Below are 19138 nucleotides of genomic sequence, written 5' to 3' on the forward strand. Positions count from 1 at the left end.
GATTGTCGCAACACGGCCGGCGCAGGCCCGTCCATAGGCCGCAGCCGCCACGCCGTTGATAAAAACCATTGACAGAAAAAGCCGGCCACGGGGCCGGCTTCTCCGCTATCCACCGACGAGACGCGCCGGCTTCATCCCGAAAGGTAGGTCGCGCGCCTGCCAGTGTCAACCCAACGACTCTCTTGCGAAACGGGAAGCCCTAAGCGACTGCGTCGGGAGTTGAAGCGGGTGACCACTTCACTCCGGTCGCTGACGCTCCCGGCTCGCCTGCCAATCGCGAGACGAAGCCATGCCTCAGAACGGCGCCTTCTCCGCCACCTTGAACTGCGGCGTCACGTTGCCCGACAAGCCGATGTCATCGGGGTCGAGCGTCTGCACGGGCGCCCCCGCCTCGAGGTCGAACTTCGACAGGTCCGCCCAGATCACATTCGGCGCCGTGGTCAGCTCGAAGTAGTAGCGCAGGTCCGACAGGTTCACCACCGTCCGGTACTCGGTGTTGTAGATGCCAAAGCCCTTGTACGGCGCGCCGAATGGCACCGACACGTTCCGCGCGATCGCCAGCACGCCGGCGACCGCTTCCCGCTCGTCCTTGGGGTCGGGCAACAACGCCGAGTAGTACGACGCCCGCGCGAAGCGGTCCGTCGGCCGGACGTTGCCCGGCAGCGGCGTGTCGCTGGTGGGGTTCGTGAAATCCCACTCCTTGAGTAGCGCAAGCTGCTCGTCGTACGTCGGATCGTTGGTCATCACCCGGTACTCACGGCCGCGATGGATGACCGGCTTGCCGTCGATGTACTCGATGATGGCCGAGTCGCCGCTGGCGTCTTCGATCGCTAGGTGGACGAACGTCTTGTGCCCCCGCGCGCTGGCCATTACGACTTGAATCCCTTCATGGAGCTTCAGCGCCTCTTCGACCGTTGCGGCGTTGTCGAGCAGGTACTGTGCCCAAAGACCGGCGTGGAGGCCCGGCTTCGCCGTGTCGCGCGAGCCGAAGTCGGTTGCGTTGAGGTACAGCATGTGGGCGGCGAGGCCCTTCTCATTGAGGCCGTCGGCGGTCCCGATCCCATAGATCGTCGTGACGAGGCTGCCGTACTTGCTAGTCCATTTGGCGGCGTTCTCCGCGACCATCACTTCGCCGCCGGCGACGCCGCCGTCGCGCTCCAGTCCGCGCGGGAAGACCGTCAGCACGGGCTCGGTCCATTCGGGCCAGTCCATCGTCCGCGAAGCGACGACCGGCTCCGTCTTGTTCCAGAGCACGCGCGTACACGCCGGCGATTGAGAGGCCGCGACGATCATGGCGCCAACCACCACAACCATCCACCGCTGCTTTGTCCGTAGCATTTCGATCCCCTTTCAACTGCCCAGTAAATTACGACAGTGGAAAGTCTAGCTTACGCGCCGCCATCAAGAGGCGGCGTTTTGACAGCCGCAAGGCATTAGTTGAGAGCCGGAATTCGTTAGCGCCCGGGGTTGCGCCACGGGTGAGTCGCTCGGCGCTTCAACTCCGGCGCTGACGCATTCATGCTCCCTCACAATAAGCCCGTTTGCTCAAGGTAGTGTCACGCACCGCTCTGGAAGTACACCTCTTCCATCGGCTGGATCACCACAAACCCCTCGCCGTCGAACTCCATCTGGATCGAGTCGCCGCTGCCGCGACCGAAGAACGTCTTGAGGGAGACGTCGGTGCGGAGCGTCGGCTCGAGCGTGCCCGACCAAGCGACCGTTGCGTTCGGGTCGGTGTGGACAGGGCAGCCGGGTGTGACGCACAGGGTCACCGGGTCGTAGTGCGTCGTGATCGCCACGAGGCCGCTCCCTTGCAACCGCACGTTAAAGAGTCCGCCTGCGAGCAGGCCCGAGATCCGCTTCATCATCTTGATCTCGTTGCGGATCGGCGTCTCGAACGCCAGCAAGTCGTTGCCGTTGACGTAGATCGCCTCGCCCTCCAGACGCAGGATCGTCACCTTCTTCGCGGCGTCCGCCAAGTAAACACGCCCCACCCCTTGCGCCTTGGTGAGCCGCGCGCCCTCGCCGCTAACCGCTTTCTTGAGCAGATTGCCGACGCCCTGCTCCAACAGCCCCTCGCGCGTGAATCGCACCTGCCCGGTGTAACCGACCATCGCCCCGGCCTTGATCCACGCCTCGCTCGGCATCGACGGCGCGCCGAGATTCAACTCCAGCAACCGTGAGTTTTCCAGCTCAAAGAACCCCTGCTGGCGGTCGGTCTGACGGGTGGCCTCGAGAAACTCCTCGAGCGTGTAGCGCGACATGGGCAAGCCCCTGCTGGTGACAACGAAATGGCAGACGGAACTATCCGCTAAGTTCGCCGCTCCGCAAGTGATCTTGCTGATAAGTCAACGAAAACGCCCCGGCAGCGACTCGCGCTACCGGGGCGTTGAAGTGCAATCACACTCAATTGTTCAGGCGGCGCGGCGCGCGAAGGCCGCAAGCGTCGCCAGGCCGACTAGCACGGCGGTCGTCGGCTCGGGCACCAGGGTGATGCTCGCGGTCAGGCCCGGATTGAGCGATCCGAGTTGAGCGACCAAGCCCGTCGCCTCAAGTGTTCCGTAGCCAGAAACGCCGAGCGTCAAGAAGTCATAAATCCCCGGTGACAAGGTGTCCGAACCGTACGATGCGAATACTTGGTTCGCCGCGAAGTTCGTGTAAAGCCCATTCGTCACGGTCCCAGTGAACGGATTGTCGCCTGGGTTGGGAGTGTCAAAGACTGAATCGACAATCATGGCGCTCTCAATCGACAAGCCGTCTCCAACCTGTACAGAAAAAGCCAGCTCCGAACCGGTCGATCCCGTCTCGTAAGCGACGATCTGCAACGTCACCGTACCGTTCCCGTTGTTAACAAACTGGATGGTCGGCAGCAACGCATCCCCAACCACGATGCTCGTGGCGAGGTTGGAAAAATTCTGACCGTCTTGCGCCACCACGCCGTTGGCAAGGATGGAGCCGGCGCCGGTGTAGTTGATCGTCAGAAAGTCGGTCGGCGCCGGCGAATTGAGCACGGCCGATCCGTACGAAGCGAATATCTGATTTAGCGGCAAGTTCAAGTAGAGACCGTCGGTCGTTGTGCCGGTGAAGGGATTGCTGCCTGGGTTTGCAAAGTCCCAGACAGCCGGGTCAGCGATCGACACACCAATGAAGTCCACGCCAACGCCCTGAACCGTCAGCGCCGTCTCCGCCCCGAGAGATCCCGGCAGCAATGCCGCGTCCGGCGTGACCTGCAGCGTTACGCTACCGTTGTTATTATCAACGAAGTTCAACATCGGCGCCGCCCAGACAGGCGACAAGCTGGCTGCCGCAAAAACCGCGGCGCACAGCAAAAATGTCCGCTTCATTAGACGCTCCTCAAAGTGTGACGGCCCCTGAAAAGTGGATGGAAAGCGATGAGACCGGCGTCGGGGCAGTACGCCGCAGACGTTATCCGCTGCTCATCCGCCACCGGTCAAGCAAAAACCGCCGGCTTCACCGGGGTTTCAACAAATAGAGCGAGCGGCCGAAGCGACAAGTGTTTGTCACGACAAATGACGAGCACCCCGCTAATGATATCAGCGGGTGGGACGAAACTTCGCACGCCGGCTACATACTACGCACCAAAATTCGCAGTGCGAATCTCCCAACGGCGAACCCTAAGCCTCAACGCCCGGAACTGTCATGGCGTCCGGCGCACTCCAGGCACTGACGCTGACGGCTCGCCTACGCTCGCAGGGCGGCGCGATACGTCTTAATACAAACCTTCGTGCGCCACTTCGGGCCAGTACTTCTGGAAATCGAAGTCGGGCGAGTTGTCGAGGTCGTGACAGCCCAAGCAGTTGTTCACGACTTGGCCGAGCTTCTGCCCCTTCATGTTGCCTTCATTCTCGCCGATCTCCAGGTGCAGCGCCGCGCGAAGCGCTGTCTCTTCTTCTTCGTCCACTTCGATGTCGCCATTCTCGACTGCGACGTGCCGTGCGGCGGGGCCGTGGCAGTTCTCACATCCCTGGCCGTACATCTCGGGGGTCTCGCTGTAGCTGAGCCAGCCCGTCTTGAACGGGTAGTACTTCTGAGGCTCCCAGCCGACCGCGTGGCAAGCGATGCACTCCGGGTCGAAGTGCCGCGCCGGTTGCAGCGCGACGAGCGTCTCGGTCGTGTGGAAGTGGGGCGTCTTCTCGAACACCTCCCACGCCTCCGTGTGGCAGTCGCGACACGCATTGGAGCCGGCAAAGTCGCGCGTCGTCGGGTGCTCGGCGGGCTTGAGGCCGAGGCCTTCCCAGCCGAGCTGCTCCAGCTCCGCCTGGTACGCGGTGAGCCGCTCGACCATCTCGGGCGAGTCGGCCCAGCGGTGGTCGAGCGGTGTCTTTTGGTAGCGAGCCTCCCAGCCTTCGCCGGGTTTCGACGCCTCCTGCTTGCGGTATAGCCCGACGACCACCGCGTACATCCCTTTATGGCCCACCTCGACGAGATACGCCCCGCCGCCCCGCTTCGTCCCCTCGATGCGTTGGGCGATATGCGGCGGCTCGTCGGCGCCGCGCGCCGCGACGACCCAGTCGAAGTGGTCGAACCGACGCGCCAACTCCCTCGCCTCGTCCGGCGTGCCGTAGACCATCAGCACGTTCTGATCGCACGCGTCCTGCTCGATCTGCGGCTCGATCTCCTTGAGCGCATCGACCGGGTCCATCGTCACGAAATCATCGCTCGGCGAGACCTCGCCCAGCGCGCTCTTGGCCAAGACTTGCGTCACTCCGATTCGGACGGGGGCCGCGGTCGGGGAGGACGACGCGGCTCTCAGTTCAACAACGCGCCAACGCTTCGAGAAGCCGCTGTCGAAATCGAGCAGGCCGACGTTCGCCGACGTCAGCGGGTTCTCCGCTTCATCGAGATTGAGCGCCATGCCCAAGACCTCGGTCCGCAGGTCCTTCACGCCGAAGCCGACCGCTTGGTAACCGATCTCGATCAGCGCTTCGATCGTCCGGCGGTGCTTGATGTCGGCCTGCGGGCCGAAGTAGCGCACCTGCTCGCCGGCGTCGAACAGCGCTAGCGGCCAGCCCCATTGGTCTCTGAGGATGCGGACCAGCGTGTGGCGCCGCTTGAGTCCGCCCTTCTGATTTTCGAGTCCCGCACAGCCGCAGGGCTCAAGGTAGCCGATCTGCTCGCCGGTGAAGATGATCGCCGCGTCGGGCTTGGGCCACGGCTCGCCGTTGGCCTGGGTAAAAACCTCGCCGTTGGCCTTCACCGGGTCGGGCTTCGGATGGGCTTGGTGCTCTGCGAGCGCGTGGTGCGCCTTGCGCAGCCGGGCGAGGCCCTCTTCGTCGAGGCCGAACTTCTCCGCGACCGCCGGCAGGTCTTTCTCGTCAACGAGGTACTTTGGCGGGTTGGCGCCGCCGGGCTGCTCGGACAGCGGCGGGGCGGCGCCCCCCGCTAGCATCACCAGCGCGCCGATAGCAATCGTGGCGGCGGACCACACCGTTTTCTTGGAAAGGATAAGAGCGTTGCGAGCAAGCACGGCGAGAGTCGTTCCATCACAGGTAAAAAACACGAGCCGCTACCGTCTACCGGCCTCGAACGTCTTGGGTTTTCCCTCGTCCCCCGCCCCTAGCCCCTCGTCCCTACTGCGCTATCACAAAGCGGACCCTAACGTCGAGCTCAGGCGTGCTGGGGTTGTTGGTCTTGAGGCGGATGTGGGCGTCTCCCTCGCCCTGCCCCCCGTCGTCGGCGCCGGCGCCGCTGCGGACCTCGGCCGGACGGTGCGGGGGGATACGCACTTTCATCGGCTGATGGGCGACCCCCTCACGAATCACTTTCGGCTCGCCCAACTCCACTTCGAGCCATTCGGGGTCGGTCGACGCCACCTCGGCGCGGGTTGTCGCGGCGTTGTTTCCCTTGAACGACAAAAACAGGTTCTCTTCCGCGCCATCCCGGCTAGCGACCGTTCCGAAGTTCAGGAAATCTCGTTCCTTCGACCAGTGGGCGCCGCGCACCGAGACGTCCCCCTCGACGACCGCAAACAGCGGCACCTGCAGCGTGTCGCCGTCGAGCTTGTCCCCCTTGGGGACGCCGTCGTGCAGGTTGGTCTTCACCGACACCCACTCGGTGATGTGGCCGATCGGCAGGCCCGGCTTCGCCTTAACCACCAACTTGACGCCCGCCACGGCGCGTTCGAGCGGCAGGTCCTCGGCCTCGACCGGCACCACCTCGAACTCGTACTTGTCGGCCTGCGGCGATTGCGGGTCCGCCGCCGCTTCGACGAGGATCGGATCGCTGTCCTTCTCGTAGGTCGTCAGGTAGACCGCCGCGGTGGACTCTTGGTCGGCCGAGACCCGCCCCAGCAAGAACTCTTCGGGCGTCAGGCCCGAGGTCTCGGTGATCAGACCGACGACCGACAGATTCACGGTCGGCTTGCGGGGGTCATTGGTGAGGATCGTCGCCTCTTGGCGGAACTCCCCGGGGAGCGACTTAGCGACCCACTCCAGCCGCACCGGCGACGACTCGCCCGGCGCCAGCGGCTTGTCCGAAACCTCGCCGAGCGTGCACTTGCACGTCGTGCGGCCCACCTCGAGCGTCAGCGGCGCCGTGCCCGTGTTGGTGAAGACGAACTCGTGCGACTTGGTGACGCCACGCTGCATCGTGCCGAAGTCGTAGAGCTCCTTATCGACCGTCGCGACCGGCCCGTCGTACACCTTCAGCGGCCCCGACAACGCGGTCGGCGGCAGCTCCCCCTCGCGCGGCGGCGGCGCGAAGGCGGTCTCGACCTTGCCGACCTCGACATAGGCCAGCGCAACGCCGATCCCGGCACCAAGCGCAAGCGACACCACGGCAATCGGCAACAACTTCATCAGTGCGGCTCCCCCAACCCAAGACGGACAAAGCACGACCCAGGGATCGATTCCAGAAGCCACATTATAGCCGATCTAGTGGCTAAAATCGCGGCGTTTTTGGCCACCTCCAAGTGGAATGACCAATGATCAAATCCCAATGACTAATGCCATGAAACCGCGAAGGCCCTCCCCTTCAGCCCCTAGCCCTCCGCCATTGGTCATTGGGGCTTGGTCATTGGGATTTATCATTTAGCCCCCGGTCAATGACCGGGGGCTAAATAGGAGTGGGAGCGAAGATCAATAAGCCCGCGCGAACACCGCCCGCCGCTCGCTCCGCCCGCCGGTGAAGAGGCACTCGCCCGCGCCGTCGTCCCCCAGCAGCGGCTCCAGCGGCACGCAGCGCGGCGTCACCTTCAGCGCTTTGCACTTGGCTTCCATCTCGGGGCCGTCGGTGAAGTGGGCGTAGGCGAGGCCGCCCGGCTGGCCCTCGGCGAAAAACGCTTCGAAGTCGGCCAGCGTGTCGATCACGACCGACGCCTCGTCGCGGGCCCGCTTCGCCCGATCGAACAGCTGCTGCTGCAACTCGCCGAGCATCTTCGGCGCGTCGGCGACGAACTTGGCCCGCTCGACGCCGACACCCTTCTCCATCAGCCGTGAGGCGGCGAAGACGCTCGCCGAGGCCACGTCGCGCGGGCCGACCTCGACGCGCAGCGGCACGCCACGCTTCACCCACTGCCACTTCTTCTCGCCGCCACGTAGGTCGCGGGTATCGATCCGCACCCGCAACTTTTCGCCGTCGTACTCCTGGGTGGACAGTTCGTTCTTGAGCGACTCGCAGTAAGGCAGCACCGCGGCGCGCTCCTCATCGTTCTTGAAGATCGGCAGAATCACGGCGTGCGCCGGCGCGAGCTTCGGCGGGCAGATCAAACCATCGTCATCGGCGTGCGACATGATCAGGCCGCCAACGAGCCGCGTGCTAACACCCCAGCTGGTGGTCCAGGCGTATTGGAACTCACCGGCCTGGTTCTGGAATTTGATCTCTTGCGCCTTGGCGAAGTTCTGGCCGAGGAAGTGGCTCGTGCCCGCTTGCAGGGCTTTGCGGTCCTGCATCATCGCCTCGATCGAGTAGGTCGCCGCCGCGCCGGGGAACCGCTCGCCGGCCGTCTTCTCGCCTTTGATGACCGGCATCGCCATCGCCCCCTCGGCGAACTCGGCGTACACGTCGAGCATCTTGCGCGTCTCTTCCTGCGCCTCCTCAGCGGTCGCGTGGACCGTGTGGCCTTCTTGCCAAAGGAACTCGGCCGTGCGGAGGAACATCCGCGTCCGCAGCTCCCAGCGCACGACGTTCGCCCATTGGTTGATGAGGATCGGCAGGTCGCGGTAGCTCTGCACCCACCGCGCGAACGTTGCGCCGATGATCGTCTCGCTGGTGGGCCGGACGATCAGCGGCTCCTCAAGCTTCGCGCTCGGCGCCGGCTGCAAGCCGCCCTTGCCGTTCGGCTCGAGGCGGTGGTGCGTCACGACGGCGCACTCCTTGGCGAACCCCTCGACGTGCTCGGCCTCCTTCTCCAGGAAGCTCATCGGGATGAAGAGCGGGAAGTAGGCGTTGTCGTGCCCCGTCTCCTTGAAGCGCGTGTCGAGCCGCCGCTGGATGTTCTCCCACAGGGCGTACCCCCACGGCTTGATGACCATGCAGCCCCGCACGTCCGAGTTCTCAGCCAGGTCGGCCGCCTTAACGACCTGCTGGTACCACTCGGGGTAGTTTTCGGAGCGGGTGGGGGAGATGGCAGTCTTGGCCATTGCGGATTGGGGATTGTGGATTGCGGATTCTTGAAGCGGGGCATTCTAGGCGCCGCCTGCCTCGCTCGGGAATGGAGCTGCCCCCCGGGTCCCGGCGAGCCCTATCTGATAGGCTCATACCCAATCCGCAATCCGAAATCCCCAATCCCCAATCCAATGTCCCGCTTCTTCGTCTCGCAGCTGCAACACAACCAGCAGGTCGACCAAGTCTTCCTCGCTAGCAACAAGCAGCTGCGGCCCAATCGGCAGGGAAACTTGTTCCTGCAGATCGACCTCTCGGACCGCTCCGGCTCGATGCCCTGCCGGATGTGGAACGCGACCGAGCGGGACTACGCCGCGATCGAGAACGGCGACTATGTCTATGTCGAGGGAACCGCGCAGCTCTTCCAGGGGTCGATGCAGCTGATCGCCCAGTCGATCAAGCGGGCCGAACCGGGGGATGTCGACGAGTCGGACTTCATGACCCTGCAAACCAGCGAGGTGCAAGAGCTCAAGGAACGCCTCCTGAAGACGCTGCGGGGGATCAAGTCGAAGCCCCTGGCGGCGCTCGTCGAGGCCTACCTCACCGACGACGTCTTCATGGACAAGTTCTGCCGCGCGCCGGCGGGGATCAAGAACCACCACGCCTACAAGGGCGGCCTGCTCGACCACGTGGTGAACCTGATGGACGTCGCCCAGGCCGTCGCGCCGAAGTACCCGCAGGTGGACGTCGAGAAGCTGCTCGTGGGCGTCTTCCTTCACGACTCGGGCAAGGTCGATGAGCTGGAGTACGAGCGCGACCTCGCTTACACCGACGAGGGCCAGATGATCGGCCACATCGTCCAAGCCGCCTGCCTGCTCGACCGCAAGGCGCGCGAGGCCGAGGGGCGCGCGCAGCTCGCCTTCCCGCCGATGCTCCTCATGGAACTCAAGCACATGGTGCTCAGCCACCACGGCCACTTGGCGTTCGGCAGCCCCAAGCTGCCGATGACACTCGAAGCGGTGGTCCTTTCCGCGATCGACGACATGGACGCGAAGCTCGCCAGCTTCACGGGCCTGATCAAAGAATGCCCCAACGCCGACAGCCGCTGGACGCAGTACTTCCCCAACATCGACCGCAAGCTGTGGAAGGGCGTGAAGGGCGACTGAGGCTCGCCCATACGAGCGGAAGCAAGAAAATTGTGGGAGGCGTCTCCAGACGCCGATTACGCGCACCATGCCGTTTCGGAATGGAAACCGTAATCGGCGTCTGGAGACGCCTCCCACATGAAAATTTTTGTTTAGGTCGAGGCTAGATTGCCTGCTCCGGAATCGGCTCCGCGCTACGCCGCGCGGACTCCTGACGCCGGCGCTTTTTGGCGAGCGCATTGATGCGTTCACCGGCGACGCGTTTTGCGCGGGTGAGCGCGCCACCAATCGCGGTGGCGACGGACTCGCTCAGTTCTTTCACAACAAAGGTCTGCCCGTTGCGTAGCGACACCTGCACGAGGCACGCCTGATCGCGTCCGCCGCGGGGGCCGTTCTCGTCACGCAGGCGGACGAGCACGTTGTCCACCAGCGACGCGTAGCGCTCGAGCCCTTCCTCGAAACGCTGCTTGATAGAGGGGAGGGAAACTTTCGACGCCGACTTCGAGAACACCGAAACTTGCATCACATGCCTCCTAATCACGGTGAAAAGCAGGGCCCCGCCAATCCAGCGACGGCCCTATCAATTCTACGCGGCTGGTCCCCGCGGGGTTCCCACGACGGCGTTCGGCAAGCCGCCGCCCATGGAGCCTTCCACGGCAGAACCCGCAAAGACCGCCAACTCCGCTCCCTAAATCCGCTATAGTTAGGGACTTATGCGAGTCGCGCCCGGCCGGGCCTCCGAACAGCGACCCCCACTTTCGGTAAAGGACCACGGATTACACGGATGTCACGGAGAGACGCTGCGATAGCGATCCGTGGAATCCGTGTCATCCGTGGTCACAACTAAGCGTCTCCAAGCGCGCCAACAACGAGAACCAATTCCACCATGGACGACGAACTCCGCTCTGCCATCCTCTCCTACACCAGCAACCCCGCCTACCGCGCGGTTAAGCCGAAGGTCATCGCCGAGCGGCTCGGGCTCGAGGGCGACGCGGCGGTGAACTGCAAGAAGCTCGTCAAGAAGCTCATCCGCGAAGGCGAACTCGAGTACGGTCCCAACCACCTCGTCATACCAATCGATCCCGAGCACCCCGCGCGCACGAACCTGATGCCCGCGGTCACCGGTGAAAGTGGCCATCCCGTCGCCGACAGTGGACAGGCGACAAGCGACAGCCGTCGCGACCGCGGCAACTACGTCGTCGGCACGCTGCGGCGCATCAGCTCGGGCGACGCCTTCGTCCGTCCCGAAGGGACGCCCGCCTCGGCCGAGCGCGACCTCGACATCTTCGTCCCCGGTCGGCAATCGGGCGACGCCGCCAGCGGCGACGTGGTGCGACTGGCCGTCTCCAGCCGCCCCGGCGCCTACGGCAAACCGACCGGCAAGGTGGTCGACATCGTCGAGCGGGCCACCAATGTCTTCGTCGGCACGTATCTCGAAGAGGCGGGCTCGGCCCTCGTCGAAGTCGATGGCAAGGTCTTCGGCCAGCCGATCTACGTCGGCGACCCCGGCGCGAAGGGCGCTAAGGAAAGCGACAAGGTCGTCATCGAGATGGTCCGCTTCCCGTCGCAGGTCCGCGACGGCGAGGGCGTCATCTCCCGTATCCTCGGCGACCGCAGCGCGCCGGGCGTCGACACCCTGTCGATCAAGTACGAGTTCAACCTGCCGGGTGATTTCCCCGAGGAAGTCCTCGAAGACGCCCGCCAGCAAGCGGCCAAGTTCGACGAGTCGATCCCGGAGGGCCGTCGCGACCTGACCGGCGAGGTGATCGTCACGATCGACCCGCTCACCGCGCGGGACTTCGACGACGCGATCTCGCTGAAGAAGCTCGACAACGGCCACTGGGAACTGGGCGTCCACATCGCCGACGTCTCGCACTTCGTCGTCCCCAAGTCGGCGCTCGACCGCGAGGCTTACGATCGCGCGACGAGCGTCTACCTGCCCGACGAAGTGATCCCGATGCTGCCGGAGATCATCAGCAACAACCTGGCGAGCCTCCAGCCCGACCGCGTCCGCTACGCCGTGACGGCGCTGCTGGAAATGAGCCCCGAGGGGATGCCGATCAACTGCGAGGTGTTCAAGAGCGCAATCAAGAGCCGCCGGCGGTTCACCTACGAGGAAGTCGATCTGTATCTGCTGGCGAAGGGTTTGGTAAGCGCTGACCCGTCGCGAGCCACGTCGTCCCCGACCGCGGCCGATGTCGTGTCGACCCTCTCCCCCGAAGTCGATCGCCTCCTCGCCGACATGTTCGAGCTCGCCATGAAGCTGCGTAAGCGCCGCTTCGACCGCGGGGCGCTCGAGCTCAGCATGCCCGAGGTCCAGATCGACCTCGACAAGGACGGCCGCGTCTCCGGCGCGCACGTCGAGAAGAACACCGAGAGCCATCAGGTCATCGAAGAGTTCATGCTGGCGGCCAACATCGCCGTGGCGACGAAGCTCGCCGACTCAGGACTCCTCTTCCTGCGGCGTATCCACGGCTCGCCCGATCCACGAAAGTCCCGCGCCCTCACGGAGTTCATCCGTTCGCTCGGCATCCCGGTCGAGAACCTGCAAGACCGCTTCGAGTTGCAACAGGTGCTCGACCGTGTGAAGGGAGACCCGCGACAGCACGCCGTCAACTTCTCGACGCTGCGTTCGATGCAGAAGGCGATCTACAGCCCCGAGGAAGAGGGCCACTACGCCCTCGCCGCCGATTGCTACTGCCACTTCACGTCGCCGATCCGTCGTTACCCCGACCTGACGATCCACCGCCTGATCGACGCGCTGAACCATCATCAAGCGGGGACCGGGCCGAAACCCGTCAACGAGATGAGCCAGCTCTTGCTCGAAGGCGACCACTGCAGCGAGCGTGAGCAACGCGCGTCCGGCGCCGAGCGTGAGCTGAAGAAGATGAAGTTGCTCAACTACCTGAGCGACAAGGTCGGCACGGAGATGGACGGCGTCATCACCGGCGTCGAGAAGTTCGGCGTCTTCATCATGGGCCGCGACATGCCGGCCGAGGGCTTCATCCACATCACCGCTCTCGGCGACGACTTCTACCAGTTCGACCGCGCCAGCCACTCGATCGCCGGCAAGCGCGAAGGGAACACGTTCCGCCTCGGCGACGCGGTGCGGGTCGCCGTCGCCAATGTGGATGTCGACGCCCGTGAGCTCGATTTCCGTTACCTCGGCCGGGCCAAGGGCCCCGGCGCGGGGAAACACGCGCAGGAAAAATCCGCTGGCGGTCGCAAGGGCCGGCCGCTGCCTCCTGAGAAGAAACGACGACCCTCGCAAGGCAAGAACCGCCAGGCACGGGAGCGATCCGCCGGCGCGGGCGGCAACATGGATAGCCAATCCCCCGCTTCCGGAAACAAGCCGCCCCGCGGCAAAAAGCCCGGCAAGAAGCGCCGGTAGCGCTGGCAGACGAACCACTTCGAGTGCTCACAGCCGTAGGCGGAAGCCCGCGGCGCGCAGCGGGAACATGGCGTCCACCGTTGGCTGCCGCCTCCGGCTGTGGCCCATCGGAATGGTGCGATTGCCATCACGGCGCCCCTTCAACCGCCGGCGCTGTCCGATAAGCTGACGGTCCTAGGAGACCTCGCCCGCCCCCTCCCCCACCGCGACGTAACGGATGTCGTCCACCGCAGAGCTCTTACGAACGCCGCTCTACGATTGGCACGCGGCCAATGGGGGTCGGCTTGTCGACTTCGCCGGCTGGGCGATGCCGGTACAGTACAGGTCGATCGTCGAGGAGCACAACGCCACACGCCAGCGTGTCGGCCTGTTCGACGTGTCGCATATGGGCCGGCTCACCGTCCAGGGCGCCGCGGCAGAGATGTGGCTCGACGGCCTCGCCACCCGCCGCGCCGCCGGCACGCCGGTCGGACGCGTGCGGTACTCGCTCATCTGCAACGAGTCGGGAGGCGTCCTCGATGACATCCTCTTCACCCGCGTCACCGAAAATCGTTTCGACCTCGTTGTGAACGCGTCGAACCGCGCGAAGTTGCTCGACTGGTTCGCCGAGCACGCCATGGCGGACGCCGACCTCATCGACCGCACCGAGGCGACCGCGATGATCGCCGTCCAAGGCCCCGGCGCGGTGGAGATGGTCGCTTCGCTCGCCGACGCCGATGTCGCGTCGATCCGCTACTACCGTTCGGGCGAAGCCAACATCGCCGGCGCCCCGTGTGTCGTCAGCCGCACCGGCTACACCGGCGAAGACGGCTTTGAACTGATCGCCAACGCCAACCAAGCCGAAGCCATTTGGAAGGCCCTAATCAACCTCGGGGCAGCCGCTTGCGGCTTAGCGTCGCGCGACACGCTCCGTCTTGAAGCCGGCATGCCCCTCTACGGCCACGAGCTCCGCGAAAGACTCAATCCGCTCCATGCCGGGCTCGGCTTCGCCGTTGACTTTGAGGACGCCGATGGCGGTCGGCGGACGTTCGTCGGCAGCGACGCACTGCTGAAGGCAAGAGAGGACGGCTCGGTGGCCCGGCGCGTCGGTCTCAGGGTCGAAGGCAAGCGCCCGCCGCGCGAGGAGTACCGCGTGCTGGTCGATGGCCGGCCGTGCGGCGTCGTCACCAGCGGGACGCACTCGCCGACGCTCGGGTATCCGATCGCAATGGCTTACATCGAGCCGGAGCTAACCCAAGAAGGGACGCGCGTCGCCATCGACATCCGCGGAACGGAGACGCCCGCGATGGTCGTTCCGTTGCCGTTTTATAAGAGGTCGTAGTCGTTCGTGGCTCGACCGCGGTCGGGGACGACGCGGCTCTCGTGCGACGGCTCGCTTTCAAAACTCGAAACTCACGACTCAAAACGTACAACTCCCTCATGAACCCTGAATCCTTGCTGTTCGCCAAGACGCACGAGTGGGTCGCCGTCGCCGAGACTGGCGGCGAGAAGGTCGCCACCATCGGCATCTCCAAGCACGCCGTCGAAGCGCTGACGGACCTCGTCTTCATCGAGCTGCCGAAAGTGGGCCGCTCCGTCGACGCCGAGGAGTCGTTCTGTGAAGTCGAGTCCGTCAAGGCGGTTAGCGATGTCTACAGCCCGGTGACCGGCGAGGTCGTCGAGGTCAACGAGCCGCTCGCCGACCAGCTCGAAGTCCTCAGCGACGACCCCTACGGCAAGGGCTGGATCGCCAAGGTCAAGATCACCGACGAGACTTCGCTCGCCGGCCTGATGGACTACGAGGCGTATGAGAAAATGTGTGCGGAAGAGGCGTGACGAAGTTGGAAGTGCGAAGTGGGAAGTGGGAAATCCCTTTCGCTAACTCCAACGTGCTTCTTCCAACTTCCGACTTCCTACTTCCCACTTCGACATGCCTTTCACTTACAACACCGAAGAAGACGTCGCCGCGATGCTCCAGGCGATCGGCGTGGCGTCGATCGAAGAGCTGCTCGAGCAGGTGCCCGCCGACTTCCGGTTGCAGCGGACGCTCGACCTGCCGCAGGCGATGGGGGAGATGGAGCTCGACCGCCACATGCGCGAACTCGCCGGCAAGAACGTCGGCGCCGCGTCGGGGGCGGTGTCGTATCTGGGCGGCGGGACGTACGACCACTTCATCCCGGCGGTGGTCGACACGATCGCCAGCCGCGGCGAGTTCTACACCAGCTACACGCCTTATCAGGCCGAGGTCGCGCAGGGCAACCTGCAGGCGATGTTCGAGTACCAGACGTTGATCACACGGCTGACGGGGCTCGATGTCTCCAACTGCAGCCTCTACGACGGCGCCAGCGCCGCGGCCGAGGCGGTGATGATGGCGCTCGCCTCGGGCAAAGGCCGCACGCGCGTCGTCCTGCCGGCGAGCGTTCACCCCGAGTACCGCCAGACGATCACGACCTACGTCTCGTGCCTCGACGCCGAGGTCGTCACCGTAGCCGCGCCGAACGGCGTGGTCGATCTCGACGAGTTGCGTTCGGTCGTCAACGACCAGACGGCGTGCGTCGTGCTCCAGCAACCGAACTTCTTCGGCTGTGTCGAAGACGCCGACGAAGCGACCCGCATCACGCACGCCGCCGGCGCGCTGATGATCGCCGCGTTCGACCCGATCAGTCTGGGTCTCATGAAGCGGCCCGGCGATTGGGTCGGCGTTGGTGAGGGCGCCGACATCGCCGTCTGCGAAGGCCAATCACTCGGCACGCCGATGCAGTACGGCGGGCCGTTCCTCGGCATCCTGGCGTGCCGCGAGTCGCTCGTCCGCCGCATGCCGGGCCGCATCGTCGGCCAAACAACCGACCGCCGCGGCAAGCGCTGTTTTGTGCTGACGATGCAAACCCGTGAGCAGCACATCCGCCGCGACAAGGCGACCAGCAACGTCTGCAGCAACCAAGCCTTGTTCGCGCTGCGGGCGACGGTGTACCTCTCGTTGCTCGGCCCCGAGGGCCTCAAAGAGACGGCGCACTTGTGCCTCCAGAAGAGCCGCTACCTGGCCGAGCGCCTCGTCGAAACGGACCGTTTTGAATTGGCGTTCGCCGCGCCAACATTCAAAGAGTTCGTCCTCCGCGACCGCCAAAACAAGATCGACGACCTGATCGCTTGCGGCTTAGCCAACGACATCCTAGCCGGCCTCCCCCTCGGTCAGTTCGACCCCGAGCTCGACGACTGCCTGCTGGTCTGCGTCACCGAGAAACGCACCCGCGAAGAGCTCGACCGCTTCGTCGAAGTCCTGACCCAAAACGCCGCCCACCCTAACGGCGGCAATCGAGCAAAATCGCCCCACTTCGAGCCGGCGTCAATTGCTTAGAAAGAGTTAACCACTGAGGCACAGAGAGCGCTAAGGAAGCACTGAGAAGTCGGTAGCTGTGGGAGGGGTCTCCAGACCCCGATTACGCGCACCACTATCAAACGGCCTGGATACCGAAATCGGGGTCTGGAGACCCCTCCCACAATCTTACGAATGAATTCGTCTCTGTGCGTCCTCCGTGCCCTTCGTGCCTCTGTGGTTAATCAAAGGCGTCCAACATGAGCATGATCCTCTCGCTCAAACAGGCGCCCGCGGCGACGCTCGACTTGTTGGTCCAGCGGCCCGAGTTGGCGGTTGTGTTCTGGATGAACCCCGACTTCAAGCCGGCAAAGCCGTCCGGCTTCGTCGTCTGGCTGACACGTCTCTTGGGCGGGTACACGCCGCCGATGGAACTGCCCGAGGCGCCCAAGGAGCTCGCCCGCAATGGCGAGAGGCTCGACCTCGACAAGGCGTGGCACGCGTTGCAGTGGCTGTTGACCCAGCCGAAGAGCATGAGCGAAGGGGACGAGTGGCAAGTGCCGCCGCCCGAGGGCTTCCTGCTCGGCGCGGGTGAACCCATCGTCGGCAGCGACCACGGTTACGGCGACGAACGCGCCGCCTCGCCCGCTGAGGTTGCCGCTTTCGACGACCTGCTCAAGCGAACGCCGTGGTCCGAACTCGAGTCCCGTTTCGACGCCGACGCGCTCGCTTCCGCCCAGGTCTACCCCGACAACTGGGGCGACTCGGGAGAGGTCGATTACGTCCAGCAGTACTACAACAAACTAAAAGACTTCATCGCCGCTACCCGGTCCGAAGACCTAGGGGTGGTGATTCAACTTAGTTGAGACCGCAATCAGGAGAAGGAGATAGGGGGATGAATTGGAGATAAGGGAGATGGCAACCAATGGGGCCGACCCGAATCGCCAACCCAATCAAACCTGTAGGAGGCGTCTCCGACGCCGATTACGCGCACCATCATTAAACGGCATGGATACCGGAATCGGCGTCGGAGACGCCTCCTACAGGAGACGAGAAACGCGTTGCCCACCGGGCCACTAGCCGACTCGAAGGCTTCTCCCGCGGCGGCTACGATCCCCCCGATCACCAAAATCCCCCCAATCTCCATTCAAAGAATCGACTATGCGTAACCACAACGACTCCCAGCTGCTGTTCGACATCTCCAAGCCCGGCCGTCGCGCGACGCGGTTGCCGGCTTGTGACGTGCCCGTTAAGCCGGTAGCGGAGCTGTTGCCGGCCGCATCGCTCGCGGCGTCGACGCCGGAGTTGCCGGAGCTGGCCGAGCCGCAGGTCGTGCGGCACTTCACCAATCTGTCGACGCTCAACATGTCGGTAGACACGCACTTCTACCCGCTCGGCTCGTGCACGATGAAGCACAACCCCAAGCGGAACGAGCGCGCCGCGTCGTTGCCGGGGATTGTGGACCTGCACCCGTACCAACCCGAAGAGTCGATCCAGGGGATGCTGCAATTGCTCTACAAGGTGCAAGAGTACCTCTGCGAGATCTCCGGCCTCCCCGCGTGCAGCCTCCAACCCGCCGCCGGCGCGCACGGCGAGCTCACCGCTCTCTGGGTAGCGCACGCCTACTTCAAGGACAACGGGCAGGCTCACCGCACGAAGGTGCTCGTCCCCGACAACGCCCACGGCACCAACCCCGCCAGCGCCGCGATGGCGGGCTTCGACACGGTGACCGTCAAGACGCTGATCACCGGCGCCGTCGATATGGAGGACTTCCGCAAGAAGCTCGACGACAACATCGCCGTCTTCATGATCACCAACCCGAACACGGTCGGCGTCTTCGAGCCGCAGATCGGTGAGATCGCCGCCGAGGTCCACGCCCGCGGCGGCTTGATGTATCTCGACGGCGCCAACATGAACGCGATCCTCGGCATCTCGCGCCCCGGTGACTTCGGCGCCGACATGCAGCACTACAACCCGCACAAGACTTTCAGCGGCCCCCACGGCGGCGGCGGCCCCGGCGCGGGCCCAATCTGTGTGGCGGAGAAGCTGCGGCCGTACTTGCCCGCTCCTGTCGTCGCTAAGCGGTCAGCTTCGGAGGGTGCGGAATACTACCTCGATTATTCGTCCACCAAGTCGATCGGTCGTGTGCGGTCGTTCTTCGGCAACGTCGGCGTGCTAGTGCGTGCTTATTGTTACATCCGTTCGCACGGTCCCGACGGTCTGCGGCGTGTCAGCGAGCAGGCGGTGCTGAACGCCAACTACTTGCTGAGCCGGGTGAAGCACTTCTTGCCGGTGCCGCAGGGCGAGCGTTGTATGCACGAGTTCGTCGCCTCGGCGAAGAAGCTCAAGACCGAGCGCGGCGTCACGGCGATGGACATCGCCAAGCGGCTCCTCGACTTCGGCTACCACGCCCCGACGATCTACTTCCCGCAGACGGTGCCCGAGGCGCTGATGTGCGAGCCAACCGAGACCGAGAGCAAAGAGACGCTCGACGCCTTCGCCGAGACCCTCTTCCGCATCACCGAAGAGTCGCCCGAGCTGCTCCACGAAGCGCCCCACACCACGGCGATTAGCCGCCCCGACGAAGTCACCGCCGCCCGCCAGCCGACGCTCTGCCACTGCGGGTAGCGATTATTCTCGCGCAGAGACGCGGAGACGCAAAGTGCTGTAGGCGAGCCGGCCACGTTAGTGGTCGGTGAACTCACGCAAAGGCGCTAAGGCGCGAAGGATATGGAGGAAGACCCTGAA

Annotated in this window: 14 protein-coding genes; 7 read left to right on the plus strand and 7 right to left on the minus strand. The window is 64.5% G+C overall.

Annotation, left to right across the window (positions count from 1 at the left end; translation table 11 throughout):
• Positions 1 to 294: 294 nt before the first annotated feature.
• From Spa11_RS18185 to proS, 6 genes are all read right to left on the minus strand, one after another.
• Positions 295 to 1338 carry a linear amide C-N hydrolase gene (locus Spa11_RS18185; RefSeq protein ID WP_145114864.1) on the minus strand — a complete coding sequence of 348 codons (1044 nt, stop codon included), beginning with the start codon at positions 1336 to 1338 and terminating at the stop codon, positions 295 to 297.
• Positions 1339 to 1556: 218 nt separating this feature from the next.
• A complete protein-coding gene (locus tag Spa11_RS18190; RefSeq protein ID WP_145114867.1) occupies positions 1557 to 2264 on the minus strand; it encodes an AIM24 family protein in 708 nt (235 codons plus the stop codon).
• Positions 2265 to 2414: 150 nt separating this feature from the next.
• The gene (locus Spa11_RS18195; protein ID WP_145114870.1) at positions 2415 to 3344 is read right to left on the minus strand and encodes a PEP-CTERM sorting domain-containing protein; all 930 of its coding nucleotides are present in this window, start codon (positions 3342 to 3344) and stop codon (positions 2415 to 2417) included.
• 386 nt (positions 3345 to 3730) lie between these two features.
• Positions 3731 to 5488: a cytochrome c family protein gene (locus tag Spa11_RS18200; RefSeq protein WP_145114873.1), complete on the minus strand. Its 1758-nt coding sequence runs from the start codon at positions 5486 to 5488 to the stop codon at positions 3731 to 3733.
• Positions 5489 to 5591: 103 nt separating this feature from the next.
• Positions 5592 to 6818, minus strand: a complete 1227-nt coding sequence (locus tag Spa11_RS18205; RefSeq protein ID WP_145114876.1) for a DUF1573 domain-containing protein — start codon at positions 6816 to 6818, stop codon at positions 5592 to 5594.
• Positions 6819 to 7097: 279 nt separating this feature from the next.
• Positions 7098 to 8600 (minus strand): proline--tRNA ligase, encoded by a 1503-nt coding sequence (proS, locus tag Spa11_RS18210; protein ID WP_145114879.1) that lies wholly within the window; start codon positions 8598 to 8600, stop codon positions 7098 to 7100.
• 156 nt (positions 8601 to 8756) lie between these two features.
• Between proS and Spa11_RS18215 the strand changes: the two genes are divergently transcribed.
• Positions 8757 to 9728, plus strand: coding sequence for a 3'-5' exoribonuclease YhaM family protein (locus Spa11_RS18215; RefSeq protein WP_145114882.1), 972 nt, complete (start codon positions 8757 to 8759; stop codon positions 9726 to 9728).
• Between the two features lie 142 nt (positions 9729 to 9870).
• Here Spa11_RS18215 and Spa11_RS18220 read toward each other — a convergent pair whose 3' ends face one another.
• Positions 9871 to 10230, minus strand: coding sequence for a hypothetical protein (locus tag Spa11_RS18220; protein ID WP_145114885.1), 360 nt, complete (start codon positions 10228 to 10230; stop codon positions 9871 to 9873).
• A gap of 363 nt (positions 10231 to 10593) precedes the next feature.
• On the opposite strand from Spa11_RS18220, the gene rnr reads away from it, so the two are divergent.
• From rnr to gcvPB, 6 genes are all read left to right on the plus strand, one after another.
• Positions 10594 to 13098 carry a ribonuclease R gene (gene rnr, locus Spa11_RS18225; RefSeq protein ID WP_145114888.1) on the plus strand — a complete coding sequence of 835 codons (2505 nt, stop codon included), beginning with the start codon at positions 10594 to 10596 and terminating at the stop codon, positions 13096 to 13098.
• A 217-nt stretch (positions 13099 to 13315) separates the two neighbouring features.
• The gene (gene gcvT / locus Spa11_RS18230; RefSeq protein ID WP_145114892.1) at positions 13316 to 14419 is read left to right on the plus strand and encodes a glycine cleavage system aminomethyltransferase GcvT; all 1104 of its coding nucleotides are present in this window, start codon (positions 13316 to 13318) and stop codon (positions 14417 to 14419) included.
• 98 nt (positions 14420 to 14517) lie between these two features.
• Positions 14518 to 14913 carry a glycine cleavage system protein GcvH gene (gene gcvH, locus Spa11_RS18235; protein WP_145114894.1) on the plus strand — a complete coding sequence of 132 codons (396 nt, stop codon included), beginning with the start codon at positions 14518 to 14520 and terminating at the stop codon, positions 14911 to 14913.
• Between the two features lie 94 nt (positions 14914 to 15007).
• On the plus strand, positions 15008 to 16432 hold the full coding sequence (gcvPA, locus tag Spa11_RS18240) for an aminomethyl-transferring glycine dehydrogenase subunit GcvPA (protein WP_145114897.1): 1425 nt from the start codon (positions 15008 to 15010) through the stop codon (positions 16430 to 16432).
• 218 nt (positions 16433 to 16650) lie between these two features.
• Entirely contained in the window at positions 16651 to 17256 is a 606-nt protein-coding gene (locus Spa11_RS18245; RefSeq protein ID WP_145114900.1) for a DUF1877 family protein, read from the plus strand.
• 295 nt (positions 17257 to 17551) lie between these two features.
• Entirely contained in the window at positions 17552 to 19018 is a 1467-nt protein-coding gene (gene gcvPB, locus Spa11_RS18250) for an aminomethyl-transferring glycine dehydrogenase subunit GcvPB (RefSeq protein WP_145114903.1), read from the plus strand.
• The last annotated feature ends 120 nt before the right edge of the window (positions 19019 to 19138 follow it).

The sequence above is a fragment of the Botrimarina mediterranea genome, from assembly GCF_007753265.1.
GTDB classification, from domain to species: Bacteria; Planctomycetota; Planctomycetia; order Pirellulales; family Lacipirellulaceae; genus Botrimarina; species Botrimarina mediterranea.

Coding starts and splice junctions, on each gene's coding strand:
- Spa11_RS18195 (WP_145114870.1), bottom strand. CDS start 3,344: ATGAAGCGGACATTTTTGCTGTGCGCCGCGGTTTTTGCGGCAGCCAGC.
- Spa11_RS18215 (WP_145114882.1), top strand. CDS start 8,757: ATGTCCCGCTTCTTCGTCTCGCAGCTGCAACACAACCAGCAGGTCGAC.
- Spa11_RS18220 (WP_145114885.1), bottom strand. CDS start 10,230: ATGCAAGTTTCGGTGTTCTCGAAGTCGGCGTCGAAAGTTTCCCTCCCC.
- gcvPA (WP_145114897.1), top strand. CDS start 15,008: ATGCCTTTCACTTACAACACCGAAGAAGACGTCGCCGCGATGCTCCAG.
- Spa11_RS18190 (WP_145114867.1), bottom strand. CDS start 2,264: ATGTCGCGCTACACGCTCGAGGAGTTTCTCGAGGCCACCCGTCAGACC.
- proS (WP_145114879.1), bottom strand. CDS start 8,600: ATGGCCAAGACTGCCATCTCCCCCACCCGCTCCGAAAACTACCCCGAG.
- gcvT (WP_145114892.1), top strand. CDS start 13,316: ATGTCGTCCACCGCAGAGCTCTTACGAACGCCGCTCTACGATTGGCAC.
- Spa11_RS18245 (WP_145114900.1), top strand. CDS start 16,651: ATGAGCATGATCCTCTCGCTCAAACAGGCGCCCGCGGCGACGCTCGAC.
- Spa11_RS18185 (WP_145114864.1), bottom strand. CDS start 1,338: ATGCTACGGACAAAGCAGCGGTGGATGGTTGTGGTGGTTGGCGCCATG.
- rnr (WP_145114888.1), top strand. CDS start 10,594: ATGGACGACGAACTCCGCTCTGCCATCCTCTCCTACACCAGCAACCCC.
- gcvH (WP_145114894.1), top strand. CDS start 14,518: ATGAACCCTGAATCCTTGCTGTTCGCCAAGACGCACGAGTGGGTCGCC.
- gcvPB (WP_145114903.1), top strand. CDS start 17,552: ATGCGTAACCACAACGACTCCCAGCTGCTGTTCGACATCTCCAAGCCC.
- Spa11_RS18205 (WP_145114876.1), bottom strand. CDS start 6,818: ATGAAGTTGTTGCCGATTGCCGTGGTGTCGCTTGCGCTTGGTGCCGGG.